At 71.0% G+C, this 23,187-nt stretch carries 14 protein-coding genes and 1 riboswitch; of the genes, 11 read left to right on the top strand and 3 right to left on the bottom strand.

The window, feature by feature from the left end; genetic code table 11:
* Positions 1 to 109 precede the first annotated feature (109 nt).
* The 6 genes from ACFSNB_RS07725 (at position 110) to ACFSNB_RS07700 (ending at position 10,727) form a co-directional block, all read left to right on the top strand.
* Positions 110 to 3,427 carry a transglutaminase family protein gene (locus tag ACFSNB_RS07725; protein WP_377315544.1) on the top strand — a complete coding sequence of 1,106 codons (3,318 nt, stop codon included), beginning with the start codon at positions 110 to 112 and terminating at the stop codon, positions 3,425 to 3,427.
* A gap of 226 nt (positions 3,428 to 3,653) precedes the next feature.
* Positions 3,654 to 5,117: a Wadjet anti-phage system protein JetA family protein gene (locus ACFSNB_RS07720; RefSeq protein WP_377315543.1), complete on the top strand. Its 1,464-nt coding sequence runs from the start codon at positions 3,654 to 3,656 to the stop codon at positions 5,115 to 5,117.
* 77 nt (positions 5,118 to 5,194) lie between these two features.
* Entirely contained in the window at positions 5,195 to 5,776 is a 582-nt protein-coding gene (locus ACFSNB_RS07715) for a DJ-1/PfpI family protein (protein WP_377315542.1), read from the top strand.
* Between the two features lie 368 nt (positions 5,777 to 6,144).
* Positions 6,145 to 6,402 carry a ribbon-helix-helix domain-containing protein gene (locus ACFSNB_RS07710; RefSeq protein ID WP_377315541.1) on the top strand — a complete coding sequence of 86 codons (258 nt, stop codon included), beginning with the start codon at positions 6,145 to 6,147 and terminating at the stop codon, positions 6,400 to 6,402.
* A gap of 74 nt (positions 6,403 to 6,476) precedes the next feature.
* Complete coding sequence (locus tag ACFSNB_RS07705) at positions 6,477 to 7,241, top strand: DUF4194 domain-containing protein (protein ID WP_377315540.1); 765 nt, start codon at positions 6,477 to 6,479, stop codon at positions 7,239 to 7,241.
* 3 nt (positions 7,242 to 7,244) lie between these two features.
* Positions 7,245 to 10,727, top strand: a complete 3,483-nt coding sequence (locus tag ACFSNB_RS07700) for an SbcC/MukB-like Walker B domain-containing protein (RefSeq protein WP_377315539.1) — start codon at positions 7,245 to 7,247, stop codon at positions 10,725 to 10,727.
* 3 nt (positions 10,728 to 10,730) lie between these two features.
* On the opposite strand, the gene ACFSNB_RS07695 is transcribed toward ACFSNB_RS07700, so the two are convergent.
* The 3 genes from ACFSNB_RS07695 to ACFSNB_RS07685 all read right to left on the bottom strand — a co-directional run bounded on the left by ACFSNB_RS07695 (position 10,731) and on the right by ACFSNB_RS07685 (position 18,705).
* Positions 10,731 to 13,148, bottom strand: a complete 2,418-nt coding sequence (locus ACFSNB_RS07695; RefSeq protein WP_377315538.1) for an autotransporter outer membrane beta-barrel domain-containing protein — start codon at positions 13,146 to 13,148, stop codon at positions 10,731 to 10,733.
* A gap of 345 nt (positions 13,149 to 13,493) precedes the next feature.
* Positions 13,494 to 16,265, bottom strand: coding sequence for a [protein-PII] uridylyltransferase (locus ACFSNB_RS07690; protein WP_377315537.1), 2,772 nt, complete (start codon positions 16,263 to 16,265; stop codon positions 13,494 to 13,496).
* Between the two features lie 118 nt (positions 16,266 to 16,383).
* Positions 16,384 to 18,705, bottom strand: coding sequence for a putative bifunctional diguanylate cyclase/phosphodiesterase (locus ACFSNB_RS07685; RefSeq protein ID WP_377315536.1), 2,322 nt, complete (start codon positions 18,703 to 18,705; stop codon positions 16,384 to 16,386).
* 171 nt (positions 18,706 to 18,876) lie between these two features.
* A riboswitch (SAM riboswitch) is annotated at positions 18,877 to 18,955 on the top strand.
* An 82-nt stretch (positions 18,956 to 19,037) separates the two neighbouring features.
* Here ACFSNB_RS07685 and metZ point away from each other — a divergent pair.
* The 5 genes from metZ to ACFSNB_RS07660 all read left to right on the top strand — a co-directional run.
* Entirely contained in the window at positions 19,038 to 20,252 is a 1,215-nt protein-coding gene (gene metZ / locus ACFSNB_RS07680; protein ID WP_377315535.1) for an O-succinylhomoserine sulfhydrylase, read from the top strand.
* Between the two features lie 300 nt (positions 20,253 to 20,552).
* The gene (apaG, locus tag ACFSNB_RS07675; RefSeq protein ID WP_377315533.1) at positions 20,553 to 20,945 is read left to right on the top strand and encodes a Co2+/Mg2+ efflux protein ApaG; all 393 of its coding nucleotides are present in this window, start codon (positions 20,553 to 20,555) and stop codon (positions 20,943 to 20,945) included.
* A gap of 20 nt (positions 20,946 to 20,965) precedes the next feature.
* Positions 20,966 to 21,613, top strand: coding sequence for a GTP cyclohydrolase I FolE (gene folE, locus ACFSNB_RS07670; RefSeq protein ID WP_377315532.1), 648 nt, complete (start codon positions 20,966 to 20,968; stop codon positions 21,611 to 21,613).
* Positions 21,614 to 21,719: 106 nt separating this feature from the next.
* A complete protein-coding gene (locus ACFSNB_RS07665; RefSeq protein ID WP_377315530.1) occupies positions 21,720 to 22,325 on the top strand; it encodes a DsbA family protein in 606 nt (201 codons plus the stop codon).
* Between the two features lie 22 nt (positions 22,326 to 22,347).
* A partial coding sequence (locus tag ACFSNB_RS07660; RefSeq protein WP_377315529.1) for an AAA family ATPase occupies positions 22,348 to 23,187 on the top strand: 840 nt, incomplete at its 3' end.

Raw genomic sequence — 23,187 nt, 5'->3', positions numbered from 1 at the left:
AAACTGGTGGCGGGCGGGGTGACGACGGCGATCCCGCGACGGAACGGCCGGGCTCCGCGCACGTCCGACGACCGGGAACGACCCGGCTGGACTCGGACGAGGGCGGACCATGGGGATCAAAGTCAAGCTGCACCATCTGACCCGCTACCGCTATGACCGCGCGGTGGCGCTGTCGCCGCAGGTGATCCGCCTGCGCCCGGCGCCGCACAGCCGGACCGACGTGCTGTCCTATTCGCTGAAGATCACCCCCGCCGCCCATTTCCTCAACTGGCAGCAGGATCCGCACGGCAACTGGCTGGCCCGCGCGGTGTTCCCCGACCCGGTCGAGGAATTCGTGGTGTCGGTCGATCTGGTCGCCGATCTCGCGGTGATCAATCCGTTCGACTTCTTCCTCGCCCCCGAGGCCGAGACCTTTCCCCTGGTCTATCCTGACGATCTGGCCGAGGACCTGCGCGCCTTCCTGGTCCACGAGCCGGCCGGGCCGCGCCTCGCCGCCTATCTCGCCACCATCCCCACCGCGCCGCCGGTCCAGACCATCGATTTCCTGGTCGCGCTCAACCAGCGCCTTCAGCACGACATCCGCTACACCATCCGCCACGAGCCGGGGGTGCAGACCCCGGAAGAGACTCTGACGCTGCGCAGCGGCTCGTGCCGGGATTCGGCCTGGCTGCTGGTGCGGATCCTGCGCCATCTCGGCCTCGCCGCCCGCTTCGTCTCGGGCTACCTGATCCAGCTGGTGCCGGACGAGAAGCCGATCGACGGTCCGGCCGGCCCGGCGGCCGACTTCACCGACCTGCATGCCTGGACCGAGGTCTATCTGCCCGGCGCCGGCTGGGTCGGGCTCGACCCCACCTCCGGCCTGTTCGCCGGCGAGGGCCACATTCCGCTCGCCGCCACCCCGCAGCCGACCGGGGCCGCCCCGATCACCGGCGCGGTCGATCCGTGCGAGGTGACCTTCGGCCACGAGATGGCGGTAAGCCGGATCGAGGAGACCCCGCGCGTCACCAAGCCCTATGACGAGGCGCAGTGGCGGGCGGTGCTGGCGCTGGGGGCGGCGGTGGACCAACGGCTCCAGGCCGGCGACGTCCGCCTGACCCAGGGCGGCGAGCCGACCTTCGTTTCCGCCCTCGACATGGACGGCGAGGAATGGACCGTCGCCGCGGTCGGGCCGACCAAGCGGGCCCATGCCGACGCCCTGATCCGCCGCCTGCGCGCCCGCTTCGCCCCGGGCGGGCTGCTGACCTTCGGCCAGGGCAAGTGGTATCCGGGCGAAAGCCTGCCGCGCTGGGCCTTCACCCTGGTCTGGCGCGAGGATGGCGAGCCGGTGTGGCAGGATGACGGCCTGATCGCCCGCGAGGGAATCGACCATCGCGCCGACGCCGACACCGCCGCCCGCTTCACCGCCGCGCTGGCGGAGCGGCTGGGGGTCGATCCCGCCTTCGCCCAGCCGGCGTTCGAGGATCCCGGCCATTACCTGCGGCGCGAGCAGGCGCTGCCGCTCAATGTCGATCCGCTCGACAGCCGGCTCGACGACCCGGAGGAGCGCGCCCGCCTCGCCCGGGTGTTCGGCGCCGGGCTGCGCAACCCGATCGGCATGGTCCTGCCGCTGCAACCCTGGCACAGCCGCGACGGGCTGCGCTGGGTCACCGGGCCGTGGCCGACCCGCCAGGGCCGGCTGATCGCGATGCCGGGGGATTCGCCGCTCGGCTTCCGCCTGCCGCTCGGCTCGCTGCCGTGGCTTGCGGCCAGCGATTATCCCTATCACATCGAGCGCGACCCGTTCGAACCGCGCGACCCGCTGCCGGAGCGGCGCCAGCTTTCGACCGCCCGCGCCGCCGGCCATCCCGAGGCGGTCCGGCCGCGCCTTCAGCGCGCCGCCGAGGCCCAGGGGGTGCGGCCGGGCGAGCGCGGACTGGTGTCCGACACGGTGCGCTCGGCCCTGTGCGTCCAGCCGCGCGAGGGCTGCCTCAACCTGTTCCTGCCGCCGCTCGAGACCGCCGAGCAATATCTCGATCTGGTGGCGGCGATCGAGGACACCGCGCGCGACCTGACCCTGCCGGTGCGGCTCGAAGGCTATCCGCCGCCGCAGGATCCCCGCCTCAAGGTGATCAAGGTCACCCCCGACCCCGGGGTGATCGAGGTCAACGTCCAGCCGGCGCGCGACTGGGCCCATCTGGTCGAGATCACCGAGACCCTCTATGACGAGGCGCGGCACTGCCGCCTCGGCAGCGAGAAATTCATGATCGACGGCCGCCATGTCGGCACCGGCGGCGGCAACCACATGGTGCTGGGCGGCCCCAGCGCCCCCGACAGCCCGTTCCTGCGCCGCCCCGATTTGCTCGGCAGCCTGATCCGCTTCTGGCAGAACCACCCCAGCCTGTCCTATCTGTTCTCCGGCCTGTTCATCGGCCCGACCAGCCAGCATCCCCGCCTCGACGAGGCGCGCGACGACAGCCTGTACGAGCTGGAGATCGCCCTGGGCCAGATCCCGCCGGCCGGCACCACGGTGCCGCCCTGGCTGATCGACCGCATCCTGCGCAACCTGCTGGCCGACGTCACCGGCAACACCCACCGCACCGAACTCAGCATCGACAAGCTCTATTCGCCCGACGGCCCGACCGGCCGGCTCGGGCTGGTCGAGTTCCGCTGCTTCGAGATGCCGCCCCACCCCCGGATGAGTCTGGTGCAGCAATTGCTGCTGCGGGCGATGGTCGCGCTGTTCTGGGACCAACCCTATCAGGAGCCGGTGGTGCGCTGGGGCTCGGCCCTGCGCGACCGCTTCATGCTGCCGCACTGGGTCGAGCGCGACTTCGCCCGGGTGCTCGACTGGCTGCGGCGTGGCGGCTTCGCCTTCGACCCGGCCTGGTTCGCCCCCCATCTGGAGTTCCGCTTCCCGCTGATCGGCCGCTTCGACTATGACGGGGTCGAGGTCGAACTGCGCACCGCGCTCGAACCCTGGCATGTGATGGGCGAGGAACCCGGCAGCGGCGGCACCGTCCGCTACGTCGATTCCTCGGTCGAGCGGTTGCAGGTCAAGGCCCGCAACCTGACCACGCCGGGGCTGGTGCTGGCCTGCAACGGCCGCCGCGTCCCGCTCGCCCCCACCGGCACCAACGGCGAATGGGTCGCCGGGATCCGCTACCGCGCCTGGAACCCGCCCTCGTCGCTCCATCCCACCATCGGGGTCCATTCGCCGCTGACGATCGATCTGGTCGATCGCCACAGCGACAGCGTGGTGGCCGGGTGCAGCTATCATGTCGCCCATCCCGGCGGGCGCAACTACGTCACCTTCCCGGTCAATTCGTTCGAGGCCGAAGCCCGCCGCCGCGCCCGCTTCCAGCCGTTCGGCCACGCCCAGCGCCAGCCGGCGGCGGAGGAGCGCGGGATCCATCCCGATTATCCCAACACCCTCGATCTGCGGCGGTAGGCGGCGGGGCGGCCAGAATGTCTTGGGTTGCGGGGTGATGTGGGCTCCGCCCACCCCCGCCAAGGGCCGCAAGGCCCTTGGAACCCATTGATGGTCGGGCGCGGAACGGCCTTTCCGCTTGGGCGCGGACGTTTGCCGCGCGAAGGACAAGGAAAGGGATCCAAGGGCCTTACGGCCCTTGGCGGGTGCGGGCGGAGCCCGCGACTTCAACCGAGGGAACGCTGACGTGCCGCTGTTTGGCCATCTCGACGATTCGATCTTCCTGCTGTTCAGCCGGGGCAACCGTCACCTCTATGCCGAGGCGCTGCTGGTGGTCTATCGCCAGTTTTTCGGCGGCACCCGGGTGGTGGTGCCGCTGCGCGACGAGGTGATCGAGGCGATCGCCCGGCTGCTGCGCCAGCGGCCCGATCTGTGGCAGGAGGCCGAGGAATTCGAGGAGCTGCCGGCGGTGCCGGGGCGGCGGGCGCCGCCGCCGCCGGCCGACGAGGTCGGCCGCCGCGCCCATCACGCCTATGGCCGGCTGCTGCGCTGCGGCTGGATCGAGGAGGAGCCGCACGGCTTCAACGCGGTGGTCGAGATGCCGCCGGCGGCGATGGCGCTGGCCGACCAGCTCGACGCGATCGATCGCGGCCTGCCCCAGTTGTTCGGCGGCGTGGTGATCGACGTCAAGACCAGCCTGGAGGCGCTGGCGCTCGACCCCACCGCCACCGCGCTCGGCCTGCCCGAGGCCACCGCCAACGCGGTCCGCTTCACCCGCCGGCTGCGGGCGATCCTGTCCTCGCTGCGCGCGGTGCAGCGGGCGATCCTCGCCAGCCCCGACCTCAAGACCCGACTCGAGGCCTTCTTCGAGGATTTCATCGGCCGGATCCTGGTGGCCGATTACAAGGCGACCTTTTCCTACGCCCAGCATCCGCTGCGCTTCCGCGCCGACGTGGCGCGGATGGCGCGCAGCTACACCACCCGTCCGGCCTTGGTCGAGGACATCGCCCAGGCCTACGTCAAGAACGGGATCTGCCCGGATCTGGCCGCCGCCCGCCGCGACGTGTTCACCCAGCTCGACACCATCGCCGAGATCTTCGAGGGGATGGGCGGCTTCGTCAGCCGGATCGAGCATTTCCGCGTCACCCTGGAACGCCGGCTGCGCAACACCGTGCGCTACATGGACCGCAGCGACGATTCGCTGACCGCCCGGCTGGCCGGCACCATGCGCCGGCTCGACCGGCTGCGCAGCCGGGCCGAGCCGCACGGGCAGACCCTGGCCGCGCCGTCGCTGCTGACGATGCGGCCACGGCTGTTCTCCCCCGCCGGCTTCGCCCAGCCGCGCGCGCCGCGCGCCCCGCTGCGGCCCCGGCCGGTGGCGGTCAACAGCCCCGACCCGATCGAGGATTTCCGCGAGCGTCTCAGCGAATTGTTCGAGGCCACCCTCGATCCCGACGAGGCCAGCGTCGCCGCCCGGCTCGACCGCATCGTTCCGCCCGGAGGGACGGTGACGGGCGAACGGCTGGCCCCGACCAACCTGACCGAATTCGCCCTGCTTGAAACCCTGCTCGACCGGCTCGACGCCCCGGACGGAACCACCGTGGGCGAACGCTACCGGGTCGCCCCGGCCGAGGGGCGGCTGGTCACCGACTGGATCGAGGGGCCGAACCTCACCATCGGCCCGGCCACCCCCGGCGGCGAACCGGCGTAGTAGCCGGCTGTTACCCGCCCGGGGCCCGGCCGCGCCATAGTGTCGGCCGGCATCAACCGAGCGAAAGGGCTCCCCCCATGGCCGCCAAACGCATCCTGCTGCTCGCCGGCGATTACGTCGAGGATTACGAGGTGATGGTTCCGTTCCAGACCCTGGCCACGATCGGCCATCGGGTCGATGCCGTCTGCCCCGGCAAGGCGGCAGGCGAGCGGATCCGCACCGCGATCCACGATTTCGAGGGCGACCAGACCTACAGCGAGAAACCGGGCCACCTGTTCACCCTGACCGCCGCGTTCGACCGCGTCAGCGCCGAGGAGTACGACGCCCTGGTGATCCCGGGCGGACGGGCGCCGGAATATCTGCGGCTCGATCCCCGGGTGATCGCCCTGGTGCGGAGCTTCGCCCAGGCCGGCAAGCCGATCGCGGCGATCTGCCACGGCGCCCAAGTGCTGACCGCCGCCGGCGTGGTGGCGGGACGGCGGGTGTCGGCCTATCCCGCCTGCGCCCCCGAGGTGACCCAGGCCGGCGGGCATTATGTCGAGATCCCGCTCGACGCGGCGCTCACCGACGGACCCCTGGTCACCGCCCCGGCCTGGCCGGCCCACCCCGCCTGGCTGGCCCAGTTCCTCGCCGTATTGGGCAGCCGGATCGAACCCTAGCGAAGCTGTTGGGCTGCCGCCCAAACCCGCCCGGGGCGATGCCCCGGACCCCCTTTGTTTTCAGCTTGGAAGAGAGGTTGGTCATGGCCGGGCTTGACCCGGCCATCCACGTGTCCGTTCGGGACAAGGCTCCATGGATGCGTGGATCAAGTCCGCGCATGACGGAAAGGACGGGGGCCGTCCTCCCCGCTCAGCCGGGATGAACCCAAAAAAGGGGGAGGTTTGGAGGCGCCAGCCTCCAAGCGGGGCGCGGGGCGGCAGCCTCGCCGATTGGGGGCCGTTGCGCGCGAGGCGCGCGGGCGGGCTTGATTTCCGGCCGCATCGCGGGCCATCGTGCCGCGATCCCCTCCCGCCCGAGGCTGCGCCCGATGTGTGAGATCTATGCCGGCACCGATCCGGCGCTGTACGAGACCGTGACCCGTTCGGTGCGGATCGGCGGGGTGGTGACCAGCGTCCGGATCGAGCGGCGCTTCTGGCAGATTCTGGAAGAGATCGCCGCCGAGGGCGGTCTGACCCTGCCGCAATTCCTCACCTGCCTCTATGACGAGGTGATGGCCCGGCGCGGCGAGGTCGGCAATTTCGCCTCGCTGCTGCGGGTGGTCTGCACCGTTCGTCCGGCGCGCTGAGCGGCGACGATTCAGCTTGGCCGGCGCAAGCGGTTCGGACAAAGTGGCGCCCCCCTTCGTCCCCGGAGACCGCCATGCCGGCCGTGCTCGCCGAACTCGCCGAATTCGAGGCCAAGATCGCCGCCGCCAAGGGCGCGGCGGCGGCCGATCGCGCCGTGGCGACCCTGCGCCGCGCCCTCGCCACCCTGCTCGACCGCCAGTTCATCTATAATGGCGACCGGGGGATGGCGCCGCTGTACGAACTGGTGCTGCGCGGCGACGCCCGCCGGCTGGTCGAGGCGATGCTGGACGGGCTCGGCTATGCCCTGGTGGTCGAGCCGGCCGACCAGTGGATCGGCATCGTTCCGGCCGACCCGGAGGAGACCGGCGCCGCCCGCCTGCGCCTCGACGAGACCATCATCCTGCTGCTGCTGGGGATGATCTGGCAGGAAGGGGTCAATACCGGCCTGTCGGAGGACCGCGCCACCGTTCCCACCACCTCGGAGGAGCTGTTCGCCCGCCACGCCGCGATCCTCGGCCGCGAGCGGATTCCCCGTCCGCGCTTCCACGAAATCCTGCTCGAACTGCGCCGCCGCGCCCTGATCGAGATCGGCGAGGAGGATCCCGAGACCCGCGACCTGCTGCTGCGGATCCGCTCGACCATCCGGCTGGTGTCGGGCGAGGCCCAGATCGAGTTGCTCGAACGCTTCGCCGCCGAGAGCGACCGCGTCCTCGACGGGCTGGAGCGCGCCGCCGCCCGCGCCGAGGGGGAAGACGTCGAGGCGGAGGAGCCCGGGGAAGACGAAACGGACGAGACGGACGAAGCGGAGCCGGCCGGGGCCGAGCCCGAGGAGGAATAGCGGATGTATGGCCTGGTCAACGTCGCCCTGATCGACTGGTTCCTGCTCGGCCGCCAGGATCTGCCGATGCGCGGCGCGGTCGGCCTCTATGGCGAGAACCGCTCGGGCAAATCGACCCTGCTCGACGCGATCCAGACGGTGATGCTGTCGAACGACAAGAACGCGCTCCAGCTCAACGCCGCCGCCAACCCGGAACGGCGCAAGAAGAACCGCCGCAGCGTCCACGCTTATTGCCTGGGCCGGCTGGGCGGCGCCGGCGAGCCGCCGCTGCGCGACAGCGCCCGCTCCCACCTCGCCCTCGCCTTCCACGATCCGGCCGACGGCCGCGCTCTCTCGACCGGGCTGATCCTGGAGGCGCGCCAAAGCGAGACGCGCGAGGAGGTGCGGGCGCGCTGGCTGGCGCTGGGGCTACGGGTCACCACCGCCGATCTGGTCCGCCCCACCCCCGAGGGCGAGGTGGCGCGGACCTGGGCCGAGCTGGAAGAGCATCTCGCCGCCCGCTGCGCCGCCGAGGGGGGCGAGCTGCGCTGCTACATGAGCGCGGCCGAGCATGTCGGCGATCTGCTGCATTGCGGCTCGCAGACCGGCCAGCATGGCGGGGTCGAGCAGTTCCGCCGCGCCTTCGCCAATGCGGTCAGCTTCGAGACGATCGAGGACGAAAGCGCCTTCATCCGCAGCTACGTGCTCGACCGCGACCCGATCTCGATCCGCGACCTGCGCGAATCGATGCGCAATTACCGCGAAATCGCCGAGACCATCCGCGCCCTGCTGCGCCAGATCGAGGATCTCGACGCGATCCTCGCCGCCGCCGGCCAGCATGCCGCGCTGGTCGAGGAAAAGAGCCTGCGCGGCTGGATGGTCCGCCGCGCCCGGGTCCGGCTCGGCCTGCGCGAGGCGCGGCGGCTGCGGCGCGACCTGCGCCGGGCCACCGCCGAGGTCGCCCGCCTCGACGCCCTGATCGCCGACCGCGAGGCGCGGATCGACGGGCTGCGGGTCGAACGGATCCGGCTCGAACAGGCGATGCAGGGCAGCCCGGTGGCGCGCGAACTCCAGGCGCTGGCCCTCGACATCCAGACCCGCAAGCAGGAGGTATCGGAACATTTCCTGCCGCCGGTGCGGGAGTGGGAAACGGCGGTGGCCCGCGCCGCCTCGATCCCCGGCCTGCGCCAAAGCGGGCAGACCGAGCCGGCGTTCGAGCGGCTGCGGGCGCGCTGGCCCGAGCTGCTGCCGGCGCTGGCCGCGCTGCAACGCCTCAGCGGGGCCGACCGCCTGCCGGCCTGGCCGGCCGATCCGGCGGCATTGGAAGGGGTGCTGGCCGGGCTGCCCGACCTTGACGGGCTGATCCGTGCCCTCGGCGACGAGGCCGACGCGCTGGTGCGCGAACGGCGGCCGGAAGAAGGCGAACGGCTGCGCGAACGGCTGGCGGCGATCGAGCGCACCGGCTCGGCGATCAGCCGCGAGACCGGCGCCTTCCTGCTCGATCTGGAGAACGAAGGCTTCAAGCCGCGCCTGCTCTGCGCCGAGATCGAGCTGCTCGACCCGCGCTGGACCGACGCCGCCGAGGCGGTGCTGGGGCGCGACCGCGAGGCGGTGATCCTGCCGCCCGATCAGGCGCGGCGGGCGGTGGCGCTGCTGCGGGCCGACCGGCGGGCGGCGCGGCCGCGCTATCGCGGCTGCCGGGTGGTCAACACCGCCCGATTGAGCGCCGACAGCCCGCAGCCGGGCAGCCTTGCCGCGGTGCTGCGGGCGCGCGACCCGCTGGCCGCCGCCTTCCTGGCCCAGCGGGTCGGCACCGTCCGGCTGGTCGAGACCGAGGCCGAATTGCATCAGGGCGGCCGCGCCGTCACCGCCGACGGCGCCTATTGCGACGGGCTGGTCAGCGAGATGCGCACGGTCGAGGAGCGCAAGATCGGCGCCGACGCCACCGGCGCCGCCCGCCGCGCGCTGGAGGCCCGTCTGCGCGAGATCGAGGCGGCCGAGCAGGAGGCCGAGGCGCAGATCCGCGCCCTGCGCGACGTCGCCGACCGGCTCAAGCCGCTGGCGGCGGCGCTGGCCCAGCCGGTCGGGCTGGCCGACACGGTCAAGGCCTATCGCGACCGCCGCGACGCCATCGCCCGGCTGGAGGAGGAACAGGGCCGGCTGCGCGACGAGGTGGCGCCCGACCTGCGCCAGCGGCTGGAGGCGATCGACGCCGAGCTGAAGGACCTGCGCCACGAACTGGACGGCACCCCGGCCAAGCCGGGTGACCGGCCGGTGCCGGGGGCGCGGCGGGCGCGCGACGACGCGCTGCGGGCCGAGGGCGAGGCGCGCAAGGGCTACACCCAGGCCTATCCCGAACTGCGCGCCGCCCTGTCCGGCTACGAGGAGGAACGGCGGCGGGTGACGTTCGCCCAGGCGATTCCGGCGTGGCAGCGCGAATGCACCCGCTGGCGCGGGGCGATGCCGGCGCTGATCCGCGCCTGCGACGAGCGCCTCGGCGCGCTGGGCGAGGAGATCCCCCGCGCCCGCCAGCAGGTGTTGGCGCGGCTGGCCGAGTTCCGCTACACCAGCCGGCGCGGCTTCAGCTTCGCCCCCGAGGCCTCGATCGCCGACGAGATCCGGCCCTGGGCGGAAAAGCTGCGGGCCGACATCGCCGAGAAGGACCTCGCCCAGCACCGCCGCCGCGCCGAGGAGGCGGTCGAGGAGGCGCAGAAGCTGCTGAAGGGCAATTTCGTCAACATGCTGCGCGACCGGTTCGAGCGGGTGAAGACGGCGATCGCCCTGCTCAACGACGTGCTGCGCCAGCATGCCTTCCACAACGAACGCTACACTTTCCAGGTCGAGCCCGACGCCGATTTCGCCGGACTGATCGATCTGGTGGCGGCGGCGACGCTCGACGAAACCATCCTGCTGCCTCTGTTCGGGGGCGCGGCGGTCAACGAATCCTTCCACGCCGAAAGCCTGAAGCTGATCGACGCGATCCTGATGGAAGACGACATCGACGTCTCCCGCTACGAGGATTACCGCAATTACTTCCGCTTCAGCCTGATCATGACCGACGTCGAAAGCGGGGTGCGCACCAGCTTCGCCCACCGCCTCGGCGTCGGCTCGGGGGCGGAGAAGCAGGTGCCGTTCTACGTCGCGATCGGGGCGGCGCTGTCGAGCGCCTACCACAACGGCGCCTTCGCCGCCGACAAGCCGGGCGGACTGGGCCTTGCCCTGTTCGACGAGGCCTTCATGAAGATGGACCCGAAGAACCAGCGCGAGGTGCTGCATTTCTACCGCGAGATCGGCCTGCAACCGGTGCTGGCCGGCCCCAAGGGCAGCAAGCTGATGATGCAGAAGCAGATGGACACCCTGATCAAGGTGTCGCGCCCGTCCTACCGCCGCATGGCGCTGACGGTGCTGCATCCGGGCGAGGCGCTGCGCGCCGCTTTGGTGGCGCAGGACCCGGCGGAATGGTCGCGCGACCAGCTCGAACGCGCGCTGCGGGCGGCGTCGGGATAAGGGTCAGAAGCCCCACAGAACCTTCAGCACGCCGGTATGGCCCTGATAGTCGGGGCGCAGTTCACCGGTATATTCGGCCCGGATGCTGACGGAATCGGTGCCGTCGAGGGTCACCGCCCCGCCGATCAGCGCGCCATCGGGACTGACCCGGGGCGTCGAGACCACCATCGGCGAACCGGCGATCGAGGCGGTGGTGGAGACCGCCGCGCGGGTGTAGTCATGCAGCCAGGCCAGCCGCACTTCCGGGGTCAGGCGCCCGAGCGGGCTGTCGTGGCGCCAGGACAGCCGGGCCCCCAGATCCTGGGTCAGGCTGTTGACCGTCACCGGGTCCACCGTCAGATTGGCCCCGCCGGCGCCGCTTTCGGTGTAGCCGTCGCTGGCGGCGCGCAGGAAGGTCAGGCCGAGCAGGGGCGTCACCGTGACGTCCTCGCCCACCGGGAGGTCGATGCCGGTTTGACCGCGCAGCAGATATTGCTCGCCGCCGTAATCGGCGGTGGCGACGCTGCCGGCGATCGGGATATTGCGGTTCTGATGGACCCGGTTGTAGCCGATGCCGGCCTCGCCCTCGAAATACAGCCGCCCGAGACGATAGGTGCCGTAGCCGATCGCCATGTAGCTGTCCACGGTCGAAGAGGACGCCGTGTCGTCGCCGTCATGGGCGAAGGCGCGCATCCAGCTGAGGGCCACACCGCCGATCAGGCTGTCGCTGAACCGGTGATCGACCCCCGACGCCAGACCGAATCCGCTCATCCGATAGCCGTCGGCGGCGGCGGTGGCGGTGCGTTCCCCGCTGCCGGCCACCACCTGCCCCCACAGGAGGTTGCCTTCTCCCTCCGAGCCGGCGGCCAGACCGCCGCCCGGCCCGGAAGAGGCCAGCGCCGTCTTCTGGTGCTGTGACACCGCGCCGAGCACGGCGGTGGTGGCGAAGAGCTGGATCTGTCCGGGCGACAGGGCTTGCGACGGCCCCAATTGCTTGATGGCGCGGGCCTGCTCGATCGCGGTGCCCTGGCGGTCGATGGCGTTGATCGCGGCGGTCAGGTCGGCCGGCGCGGTGCCCGCCGCGACCAGACGATCGAGCGCCGCCCCGACATTGCCGGCCGCGCCGCTCAGGACCGCCCCGCGCGTCTGCAACGGCACGCCGTTGCGCAGGGTCACCACCAGATCGTTGCCGAGGGTCGCCACGCTGGCGGCCAGACCGGCCGTGCCGGTGACGTAGGCGGTGTCGTTGAGATAGGTGCCGCCGGTCGAAGAGCGCACGATGGTGAAGGTCTCCCCCACCGAAAGCCCCGAGCCGGCAATGGTGATGGCGGTGTTGCTGACATTGGCCGCCCCGGTCACCGTCAGATAGCCATAGCTGCCGCCGGAATTGCTGGTGACGATCACCAGACCGCCGCCGGTCTGGCTGTAGCCCCCGGATACCGACACCGCGCTCGACAGCTTGAGCGTGGCCGCGCTGGCGCGCAGATTGGCCACGATGGCGTCCTGCAACCAAAGATTGCCGGCGGCCAACGAGAGCGTGCCCGCCCCGCCACTGCCGACCGAGATGGCGCCGCCGGAGAAAACGCCGAAGGCGGCGCCGGTCGCCCCCGTGACGGTCAGATCGTTGGCGACCTGGATGTTGCCCTGGATCAGCCCGGTGTTGGTGATCGCCCCCAGACGGGACGCGGCCCCGGTACTGCTGATCGCGTAGACCGTTCCGGAAATGGTGCCGCTGTTGGTGATCGACGGGATCACCCCGGTATTGACCAGCGCGGTGCCGCCCGAGGAGGAAATCAGGCCGGCATTGTCGATCAACCCGATCGTGATGGCGTTCTCGATCGCGGGAACCCCCGTGATCGTTCCCCGGTTGACCAGGGCGCCGATGTTCCCGACGTCGTTGCGGATCCCGGTCGCGGCGACCAACAACACGCCCGAATCGTCATTGGTCAGCAGACCAATGTATCCATGATTGTGAATGGCGCGCGAGCCGACGATGCTTCCCGAATTCTGGAGCGTGCCCACCGTTCCATAATTGAAGAGGGCGCCGCTGGCGGCGCCACGGATCACGCCCTGATTGCTCAGCCGGCCAATCGACCCGCTATTGGTGATCGCCGTGGTGTTGGAGCTTTGGATGGTGCCCGTTCCGGCGTTGATCACCGTGGCGATCGTGCCGGTATTGACGAAGGGAATCCCGCTCTGGATCAGCTGCCCCGCGTTGGTCAGGGTCCCGAGCGCGGCGCCCGAGGCCGACAGCAAGGTGACCTGACTGCTGCCGTCAATCGAGCAATCCCCCGCGGTCCAGGTGACCGAGGCGCCCGTCACGCCGGAAATGACCGCGGCATTGCAGGAAAGCGGCACCGCGCGCACCGGCTGCGGCACGGAGCACGAAACGCCGAACGCCAGGGCGGACGCGCTCAGCAGCACAGGACGTCTTGACTTCATGTTCCGTCCGCCCCAGCGGTCAAATCAGGCAATGGCCGGGAGAGCCTTGCCGGGCCGAACCACGCGGGGGGCCGCGTAAAGATTAAGGTCAGGATCGTCAAGGGGCACAACCTTTATTGATCATAATCCCGCCAAAAACTCGTTCCTTCGTTACGAAGGGAACCCCACGCTACCCAAGTTTTTTCCTGCTTTTTATTACCAGGGTCACAGATGCTGGCAATCATACGGAGAGAGTAGCCACGAAACCATCCGACGCCCGCCCGGGCCACGCGCGCAAGCCCGGCGCCGCCAGGAGGGCACGGCGTCGGGGGAGAATCATGTTCGGGAGGAAGCCGAGACGGATACTCAGGCGGCGCGGGTGGCCCCGCCCGGCGTGCGCGGATCCTTCAGCGCCGCGAGCAGGGTGACGCGGACCCGTTCCAGCTTGCGGTCATGCTCGACCTTATGGCCGAACACGTCCTTGACGTAGAACACGTCAACCACCCGCTCGCCGTAGGTCGAGATGTGGGCCGAGGAGATCTGCAACCCGAGCTGGGTCATCGCCGCGGTCAGGTCGTAGAGCAGGCCGGGGCGGTCGCGGCCATTGACCTCGATCACGGTGTGGGTGCGCGACGGGGTGTTGTCGACCAGCACGCGCGGCGGCACCTTGAACACCTGGGTCCGGCTGGGGAGGTGGCCCCGGCGGCTGGCCAGTTCCTGGGCGAGACGCATCCGTCCCGACAGTACCTGTTCGACCACCGCCGACAGCCGGGCCAGCTTGGACGGGCTGTCGAACGGCCCGCCCTCGGACTCCTGGACGAAGAAGGTGTCGAGCGCCATGCCGTTGGTCAGGGTGATGATCTTGGCATCGACGATGTTGGCCCCGGCCACCGCCATCGCCCCGGCGATCTGCGAGAACAGGCCGGGATGGTCGCCGGTATAGATCACCACCTCGGTGACGCCGCGCAGGGCATCGACCCGGGGCTCGATCGTCAGCGGGGCGGCGGAGGCCTCGGCCTCGCGCACCAGCCGGGCGTGACGGGCCTGGGTGGCGGTGTCGCAACTGGTCCAGTAGCCGGCATAGCCGCGGCCGAGATGGGCCTCGATCTCCGCCTCGGGCCACTGGATCCGCGCCAGTTCGGCGCGCAGCGCGATCTGGGCCGCCTCGACCCGGGCGGCGTGAGCCTTGCCGGCGAGGCCGCCGGTCATCTCCTCCATCGCCCGGTGATACAGCTCGCGCAGCAGCCCGGCCTTCCAGGCGTTCCACACCGTCGGCCCCACCGCGCGGATATCGGCCACGGTCAGGCACAGCAGCAGCTTGAGCCGCTCGGGCGACTGCACCAGGGCGACGAAATCCTGGATGGTCTTGCTGTCGTCGATGTCGCGCTTGAAGGCAAAGCGGGTGAAGGCGAGGTGCTGGCGCACCAGCCAGGCCACCGTCTCGGTCTCCTCGTCGCTGAGGCCGAGCCGGGGGCCGAGCTTCAGCGCCACCTCGGCGCCGAGCTGGGAATGGTCGCCGCCGCGCCCCTTGGCGATGTCGTGCAGGAAGGTGGCGACGTAGAGCGCCCGGCGCGAGGCGACCTGATGGATCACCTCGGAGGCAACCGGGGCCTCTTCCTGCAACGCCCCGCTTTCGATCGAATGGAGGATGCCGAGCGCCTGGAGGGTGTGCTCGTCGACGGTGAAGACGTGGTACATGTCATACTGCATCTGCGCCACCACCCGGCCGAAATCGGGCAGGAAGCGGCCGAGCACCCCGGCCTCGTTCATGTGGCGCAGCGCCACCTCGGGATTCTTGGGCGAGGTCAGCATCGACACGAACAGCCGGTTGGCCTCGGCATCGTTGCGCAGCTTGCCATCGATCCGCTTGAGATTGCGGTGGACCTGATCGAGGGCGCGGGGATGGATGTCCACCTCGTTCTCGAGCGCGGTGTGGAACAGCCGGATCATCGCCCCGGGATCGGTGGCGAACTGGTCGGGGGTGGCGAGGTCGAGCCGCCCCCCTTCCTGGATGAAGCCGGCCAGCTGGGTGCGGCGGGTGAACAGGCGGCGGAACGGCAGCCGGCGCGGCTTGCTGCGGTGGCGTTCCTCGACCAGGGCGCAGAACAGCCGGGTCAGGTCGCCGACATCCTTGGCGATCAGGAAGTAATGCTTCATGAAGCGTTCGACCCCGCGCGAGCCGGGGCGATCGACATATTGCATCCGCAGGGCGATCTCGGGCTGGACGTCGAAGGTCAGCCGGTCCTCGGGGCGGTCGGTCAGGTAATGAAGGTGACAGCGCACCGTCCACAGGAAGGCCTGGGCCTTGGCGAAGCGGGTCGCCGCCTGGGCGGTGATGATCCCGGCCTCGGCCAGTTCGTCGATCCCGGCGACGTCGTACATATCGCGGGCGATCCAGAACAGGGTGTGCAGGTCGCGCAGCCCGCCCTTGCCCTCCTTGACGTTGGGCTCGAGCACATAGCGCGAATCCCCCATCTGGGCGTGGCGGGCGTCGCGCTCGGCCAGCTTGGATTCGATGAACTCGATTCCCGACACCCCCATCACCTCGGCGCGGTAGCGGTCCTGCAATTCCTTGAACAGCTCCTGGTCGCCCCACAGCCAGCGCATCTCCAGCAGCGCGGTGCGAACGGTGAGATCCTCCTTGGCCCCCTTGATGCATTCCTCGGCCGAGCGGGTGGACTGGCCGACCTTGAGGCCGAGATCCCACAGCATGTAGAGGATGAACTCGACCATCTGCTCGTGATAGGGCACCCGCTTGTAGGGCAGCAGGAACAGCAGATCGACGTCGGAATGGGGCGACAGCTCGGCGCGGCCATAGCCGCCGACCGCCACCAGGGTCATCGCCTCGCCCAGCGTGCGCACCCCGGGGGCGAACACCTTCTCGGCGGCGAAATCGTGGATCAGCCGCACCATCTGGTCCATCAGGAAACAGGTCTCGCGCACGGTGTGGCGGCCGTCGCCGCTGGCATCGAAGCGGCGGCGGATCTCGGCCCGCCCCTCGGCCAGCACCTGCTTGAACAGCTCAAGCACCTTGCCGCGCCGGCGCGAACGCGGCAGGTCGTCGAGGTCGAGCGCGGCGAGGCGGGTGATCACCGCGCGGCGGTTGATGATGGCGCGTTGGGAGACGATGCGGGACATGGGGCGGGGGGCTCTGCTCAGAGTTTGTCCATCAATCGAGCTTGTGAAAGAACGCCCATGGGGAAAATCAGCGTTTTTCCGTCAAGGTCGTGCCGAGGGGGCATTCTTTCACAATCTCTCAGGCGGGATTGGCAAGTATAGGGAGCGACGGGACGGCGCCGCCAGCCGAATCGAGCGCGGCGTGATGGTCGCGGACGAAGGCGGCGAAGGCGTCGGCCGGCAGCGGACGGGCCAGCAGGTAGCCCTGGATCTCGTCGCAGCCGAGCGCGCGCAGCCGCTCGCGCACCGCCGTGGTCTCGACCCCCTCGGCGATGGCGCGCAGGCCGAGGCTGTGGGCCATCTGGATCACCGCGCGGACGATGGCGTCGTCATCGGGGGCATCGGCGAGATCGGCGACGAACGAGCGGTCGATCTTCAGCCGGTCGACCGCGAACCGCTTGAGGTAGCTGAGGCTGGAATAGCCGGTGCCGAAATCGTCGATGGCCAGCCGCACCCCGAGCGCCTTCAGCCGCGACAGGGCGGCGAGGCGCGGTTCGGCATCCTTGATCAGCACCGATTCGGTCAGTTCCAGTTCGAGCCGGTCGGGGGCCAGACCGGAGCGGGCCAGCGCCGCCGCGACGGTGTGGTCGAAATCGTCGCGCTGGAGCTGCACCGCCGACAGATTGACCGCGACGCCGACCCCGTCGAGCCCCTCGCCCTGCCAGGCGGCGGCGCGGCGGCAGGCCTGCTCCAGCACCCAGGCGCCGATCGGGACGATCTGGCCGGTTTCCTCGGCCAGCGGGATGAAGCGGTCGGGGGTGACCCGGCCGAGATCGGGATGGTTCCAGCGCAGCAGCGCCTCGGCCCCGATCACCCGGCCGCTGGCGAGGTCGAGCTGGGGCTGGTAATGAAGTTCGAACTCGCCCCGGTCGAGGGCGCGGCGCAGCCCGGCGCGCAGCCGCAGCAAGGCGGCGACGTCGCGGTTCATCCGCTCGTCGAAGAAACGCCAGCCGGCGCGGCCCTCGGCCTTGGCCTGATACATCGCGGTATCGGCCTTCTTCAGCAGGGTGGCGAAATCCTCGCCGTCGTCGGGATGGACCGCGATGCCGATCGAGGCGGTGGTGACCAGCCCGAGCCCCTGGATCTCGAACGGCTCGGCGACGCGGGCGAGGATCTTGGCGGCGATGGCGCTGGCCGCCTCGCCGCCGCGCAGGTCGGTCAGCACGATCAGGAACTCGTCGCCGCCGGCGCGCGACAGGGTGTCGGTCTCCCGCAGGCAGTCGCGCAGTCGGGCGGCGACGCCCCGGATCACCGTGTCGCCGACCTCGTGGCCGAGGGTCTCGTTGACCGCCTTGAAGCCGTCGAGATCGAGCACCAGCAGCGCCGCCCGGCTGCCGGCGCGGTCGGCATGGGCGACGGCCTGGCTCATCCGGTCCTCGGCGAGGCGGCGGTTGGGCAATCCGGTCAGCAGATCGTGGAAGGCGAGATGCTCGACCCGCGATTCGGCGCTCTTGCGGTCGGAAATGTCGTGGAACGACACCCCGAGCAGCCCGTCATCGGTGCGGAACATCGCCACCTCGTACCAGCGGCCGAGGATGTGGAAGAAATAATCGAACCGTTCCGGCCGCCCCTGCTCGATCACCCGCACCGCCGCCTCGACCAGCCGGCGGTCGCGCGCGGCGAGGTCCGGCAGCACCTCATCGACCCGGCGGCCGACCACATCGACCAGCCCGGTCTCGGCCTCGAAGCGGGCGTTGGTGGCGAGATAGCGAAAGCCGGTCACCCGCCCGCCCTCGCGGATCGGCTGGTGGAAGGCGACCCCGCCCAGCATGTTGTCGAACAAGGCGCGCAGCCGGGACTCGCTCTGGCGCAGCGCGGTGGCGGCGGCCTCGGCCTCGGTCAGGTCGCGCGCCAGCCCGGCCACCCCGACCGCGACGCCGTCGCCATCGTAAAGCGGCAGCCGGATCACCCCGAGCCGGCGCGGGCCGGCGGGGGTGGTCAGGGTTTCCTCGTCCTCGCGCAGCCCGCCCGCCAGCGCGGCGCGGTCGCGCGCCGCCGCCGCCGCCGCCTCGGCCGCCGGGCGCAGGGCGGTTTCGTCGGCGCCGGCCACCAGCCCCGGCCCGAACAGCCGGCGCGCCGCCGGATTGAACAGGCGGATGCGGCCGTCGCGATCCTTGACATGGACCGCCAGCGTGGCGTCGGCGGCGAGGCGGTCGAAGGCGCGCGCCATCGCCCGCGCCGCGCCGGCATCGCGACCGCGCCGACCGGCGCGGCCCAGCCACAGGCCAAGCGCCAGCGCGTTGACGGCGGCGACCCCGCCCTGTTCCAGCATCAGTCCGGCCGGCGTCGGTCCGGTCAGCCCCGCCAGCGCGGCCCCCGCCGCGCCGGCCAGCACGGCATAGGCCGCCACGATCAAGGCGGGGACGCGCCAGCCGCCCGGCCGGTCAACGCAACGTCCCATCGGTCCCCCTCGTTTCTCCCCCGCCGCATGATCGGCTCCGGCGCGGCGGCGGGTCAAAGCTATTTTCGGCGGCGACGCGATTGCGGCGCCGCAAAAAGAGGCAGGCGGGGGCGCCGGCCGCGCCCGCGTCCCCGTACTTGATCTTGACGCCCCGGACCGGCCGGGTCTAAGACTCGTTCCCGTGGTGATTTGTCCGACCGGATTGCGGCCACGTTAAACAACCCGCTAAAGAGGTCTCGCTCCGGGTCCGCCCGGAGTCCTGATGCCTCCGTCGCGGCCGTTTTGCCGGTCACCCGCAAGACTGGCGTGTCCCCGCCAAGGAGGCTGTTTTCATGACCCGTCCCTCGTCCCCCGATTCCGCCGCCGATCCCCGCGCCTGGGCGCCGCGTACCCGTGCCATCCGCGCCGGCCTGTCGCGCACCGGCTTCCACGAAACCGCCGAGGCGCTGTTCATGACCTCGGGCTATGTCTATGACAGCGCCCAGGAGGCCGAGGAAAGCTTCGACGGCACCCGCGAGCGGATGGTCTATTCCCGCTTCCGCAACCCGACCGTGGCGGCGTTCGAGGACCGACTGGCGGCGATCGAGGGGGCCGAGGCCTGCCGCGCCACCGCCTCGGGCATGGCGGCGGTGCATGGCGCCCTGCTGTGCCAGCTGAAGGCCGGCGACCGGCTGGTGGCGTCGCGTTCGCTGTTCGGCTCGAGCCAGTGGATCATCGACGAATTGCTGCCCCGCTTCGGGGTCGAGCGCGAATTCGTCGATGGCGGCGATCTGGCCGCCTGGGAACAGGCGCTGTCCCGTCCCACCGCCTGTGTGCTGATCGAGACCCCGGCCAACCCGACGCTCGACATCCTCGACGTCGCCGCCCTGGCCGAGCTGACCCACCGCGCCGGCGGCCGGCTGGTGGTCGACAACGTGTTCGCCACCCCGGTGCTGCAAAGCCCGCTGGCGCTGGGCGCCGACGTGGTGGTCTATTCCGCCACCAAGCACATCGACGGCCAGGGCCGTTGCCTGGGCGGGGCGGTGCTGGCCGACGCTGCCTTCTGCAACGACGTGCTCGGGCCCTATCTGCGCCACACCGGCCCCTGCCTGTCGCCGTTCAACGCCTGGCTGCTGCTGAAGGGGCTGGAGACGCTCGAACTGCGGGTCGAGCGCCAGAGCGCCACCGCGCTGACCCTGGCCAAGCTGATCGAGGCCCATCCCGCCACCGCCCGCGCGCTCTATCCCGGCCTCGAGTCCCATCCCCAGCATGCCCTGGCGCTGAAGCAGATGCGGGCCGGCGGCACGATGATCGCGCTGGAGCTGAAGGGCGGCAAGGCGGCGGCCTACCGGCTGCTTGACGCGTTGCGGTTGATCGACATCTCGAACAATCTGGGCGACGCCAAGAGCCTGATCACCCATCCCTGGACCACCACCCACCAGCGCCTGTCGCCGGCCGACAAGCTGGCGATGGGGATCGGCGAGGGGATGCTGCGGCTGTCGGTCGGACTGGAGGACGAGCGCGACCTCGCCGCCGACCTCGCCGCCGCGCTCGACGCCGCCCGCTGAGACGAGGCGGTCCCCGGTTTTTGGGGGATGTGGGCTCCGCCCACCCCCGCCAAGGGCCGCAAGGCCCTTGGATCCCCTTGGGGGGTCGGGCGCGGACCGGCCTTTCCGCTTGGGCGCGGGCGCTTGCCGCGCGCAGGACCGGGAAAGGGTTCCAAGGGCCCTCGGCCCTTGGCGGGGGCGGGCGGAGCCCGCGATGAAAACGAAGGGGGATCGGGCGAAAGCCCGAAAAGTTCGGCCCGGGCTCGGGGACGGGTGCTAGACTGGCGCGGTTCGCGCCGCCCGGTCCGAGGAGCCCCCGCGATGTACAGCACCACCACCCGCGGCATCCAGGTGACGGTTTCGCCGTTCTTTCTCGAGGACCATTCGGTCCCGGAGGAGAGCCGCTTCGTCTGGGCCTATCGGGTCCACATCGAGAATCACGGCGCCGACGCGGTGCGCCTGCTGGCCCGCCACTGGATCCTGACCGATTCCGCCGGCCGGGTGCAGGAGGTGCGCGGCGCCGGGGTGGTGGGGGAACAGCCGCTGCTGCGCCCGGGCGAGAGTTTCGATTATACCAGCGGCGCCCCGCTGGCCGCGCCGTCCGGGCTGATGCGCGGCAGCTACCAGATGGAAAGCGAGGACGGCGAGCGGTTCGAGATCGAGATCCCCGCCTTCTCGCTCGACAGCCCCTACGAGCGCCCGCAGCTCAACTGACCCGTCGAGGAGTTCCCCCCGTGACCGACCCTGCCGCCCCCCCCGCCCCGCCCGGCCGTGCCGACGGCCCGCGCGACCGGCCGTCCCGCGCCGAGGCCGAGGCGGCGGTGCGCACCCTGATCCGCTGGGCCGGCGACGATCCCGGGCGCGAGGGGCTGGTCGGCACCCCCGACCGGGTGGTGCGGGCCTACGAGGAATTCTTCGCCGGCTACGACCAGGATCCGGCCGAGATCCTGCAACGCACCTTCGAGGAGACCGACGGCTACGACGAGATGGTGCTGCTGCGCGACATCCGGCTCGAATCCCACTGCGAGCACCACATGGTGCCGATCCTCGGCAAGGTCCATGTCGCCTACCTGCCCGACCGCCGGGTGGTGGGGATCTCCAAGCTGGCCCGGGTGGTCGAGATCTTCGCCCGCCGCCTCCAGATCCAGGAGACGCTGACCGCCCAGATCGCCAACACCCTCGACGAGGTGCTCCAGCCCAAGGGGGTGGCGGTGGTGATCGAGGCCGCCCACCAATGCATGACCACCCGGGGCATCCGCAAGCCGGGCGTCACCATGGTCACCAGCCGGATGCTCGGCGCCTTCCGCACCAACCCGGCCACCCGGCGCGAATTGATGGCCCTGATCCACAACCAGCATGCCGGCGGACTGGCCAACATCTGATCCCACAGCCGGGCCGGGCGGTCGGCCCGGCCGCGATCGCCTGTTGCGGCGGGGGGGCGGATCCGGGGTAATATCCGCCGCGTCGCTTGAAACAGGGAGATCCCCGGTGAAGACGCTGACCCGCCTGCTCGCCGTCGCCTGCCTCGTCCTGCTCGCCGCCGCGCCGGCCACCCGCGCCGCCGAGCCGTCCTTTCCGATCGATCAGGTGCTCGGCCGCGCCGACGCCCCGGTGACGATCATCGAATACGCCTCGCCCACCTGCAGCCACTGCGCCCATTTCCACAAGACGGTGCTGCCGCAGCTGAAGGCGGAATGGCTCGACACCGGCCGGGCCAAGCTGATCTACCGCGATTATCCCACCGGGCCGCACGCCTTGTCGGTCGGGGCGGCGATGATCCCGCACTGCGCCGGGCCGGAACGCTATTTCGGCCTGCTCGGGCTGATCATGGACCAGCAGGAACGCTGGATGGGCTCGGACAATCCGCTGGCCGAACTGAAGAAGCTGGCCAAGCTGGCCGGGATGGGCGAGGACAAGGTCGATGCCTGTCTGCGCCGCCAGGATCTGGCCGGGGCGATCGACGCCCGCGCCCGCGACGCCTATGACCGGCTCGGCATCGACGGCACCCCGGCCTTCCTGATCGGGGGCAAGGTGCTGCCCGGCGCCCGCCCGTTCGAGGAACTCGACGCCGCGCTGAAGGCGGCGGCGAAATAGGGCGCGGGGGGCGCGGCCGCCGGTGCTGCACTTCACGCGGCTGCGCCTCGCCGGCTTCAAATCCTTCGTCGAGCCGGCCGAACTCAGGATCGAGCCCGGCCTGACCGGGGTGGTCGGGCCCAACGGCTGCGGCAAGTCCAACCTGATCGAGGCGCTGCGCTGGGTGATGGGGGAAACCTCGGCCCGGCAGATGCGCGGCGGCGAGATGGACGACGTCATCTTCGGCGGCAGCGCCGGCCGCCCGGCCCGCTCGATCGCCGAGGTGACGGTCGGGCTCGACAACCGCAGCCGCGCCGCCCCGCCCCATTACGATTACGACGAACTGGAAGTGGTGCGGCGGATCGAACGCGGCGCCGGCTCGTCCTATCGCCTCAACGGCCGCGAGGTGCGCGCCCGCGACGTCCAGTTGCTGTTCGCCGACGCCGCCACCGGCGCCCGTTCCTCCGGTCTGGTCAGCCAGGGCCGGGTCGGCGCCCTGATCGGCGCCCGCCCGGCCGACCGCCGCCTGCTGCTGGAGGAAGCCGCCGGCATCGCCGGCTTGCGCTCGCGCCGGGCCGAGGCGGAAAGCCGGCTGAAGGCGGCCGAGGCCAATCTCGAACGGCTCGACGACGTGCTGGCCACCCTGGCCGAGCAATTGCGGCTGTTGCAGCGGCAGGCGCGGCAGGCGGCGCGCTACCGCGAACTGTCGGAGCGGATCCGCGCGCTGGAGGCCCGCCTGCTCGATCTGGCCTGGAAGACCGCGCTGGCCGCGATCGAGGCGGCCCGCGCCGCCCTGCGCCAGGGCGACCAAGCGGTCGAGGCGGCGGCGGGCGCCGCCGCCGCCGCCCGCGCCGCCGCCGCCGGGGCCGCCGCCGGTCTGCCG

Source organism: Phaeospirillum tilakii (assembly GCF_042683125.1).
GTDB classification, from domain to species: Bacteria; Pseudomonadota; Alphaproteobacteria; order Rhodospirillales; family Magnetospirillaceae; genus Phaeospirillum; species Phaeospirillum tilakii.
The sequence above is the reverse complement of the archived record's forward strand: the minus strand, read 5'-3'. Positions and strand labels throughout refer to the sequence as shown.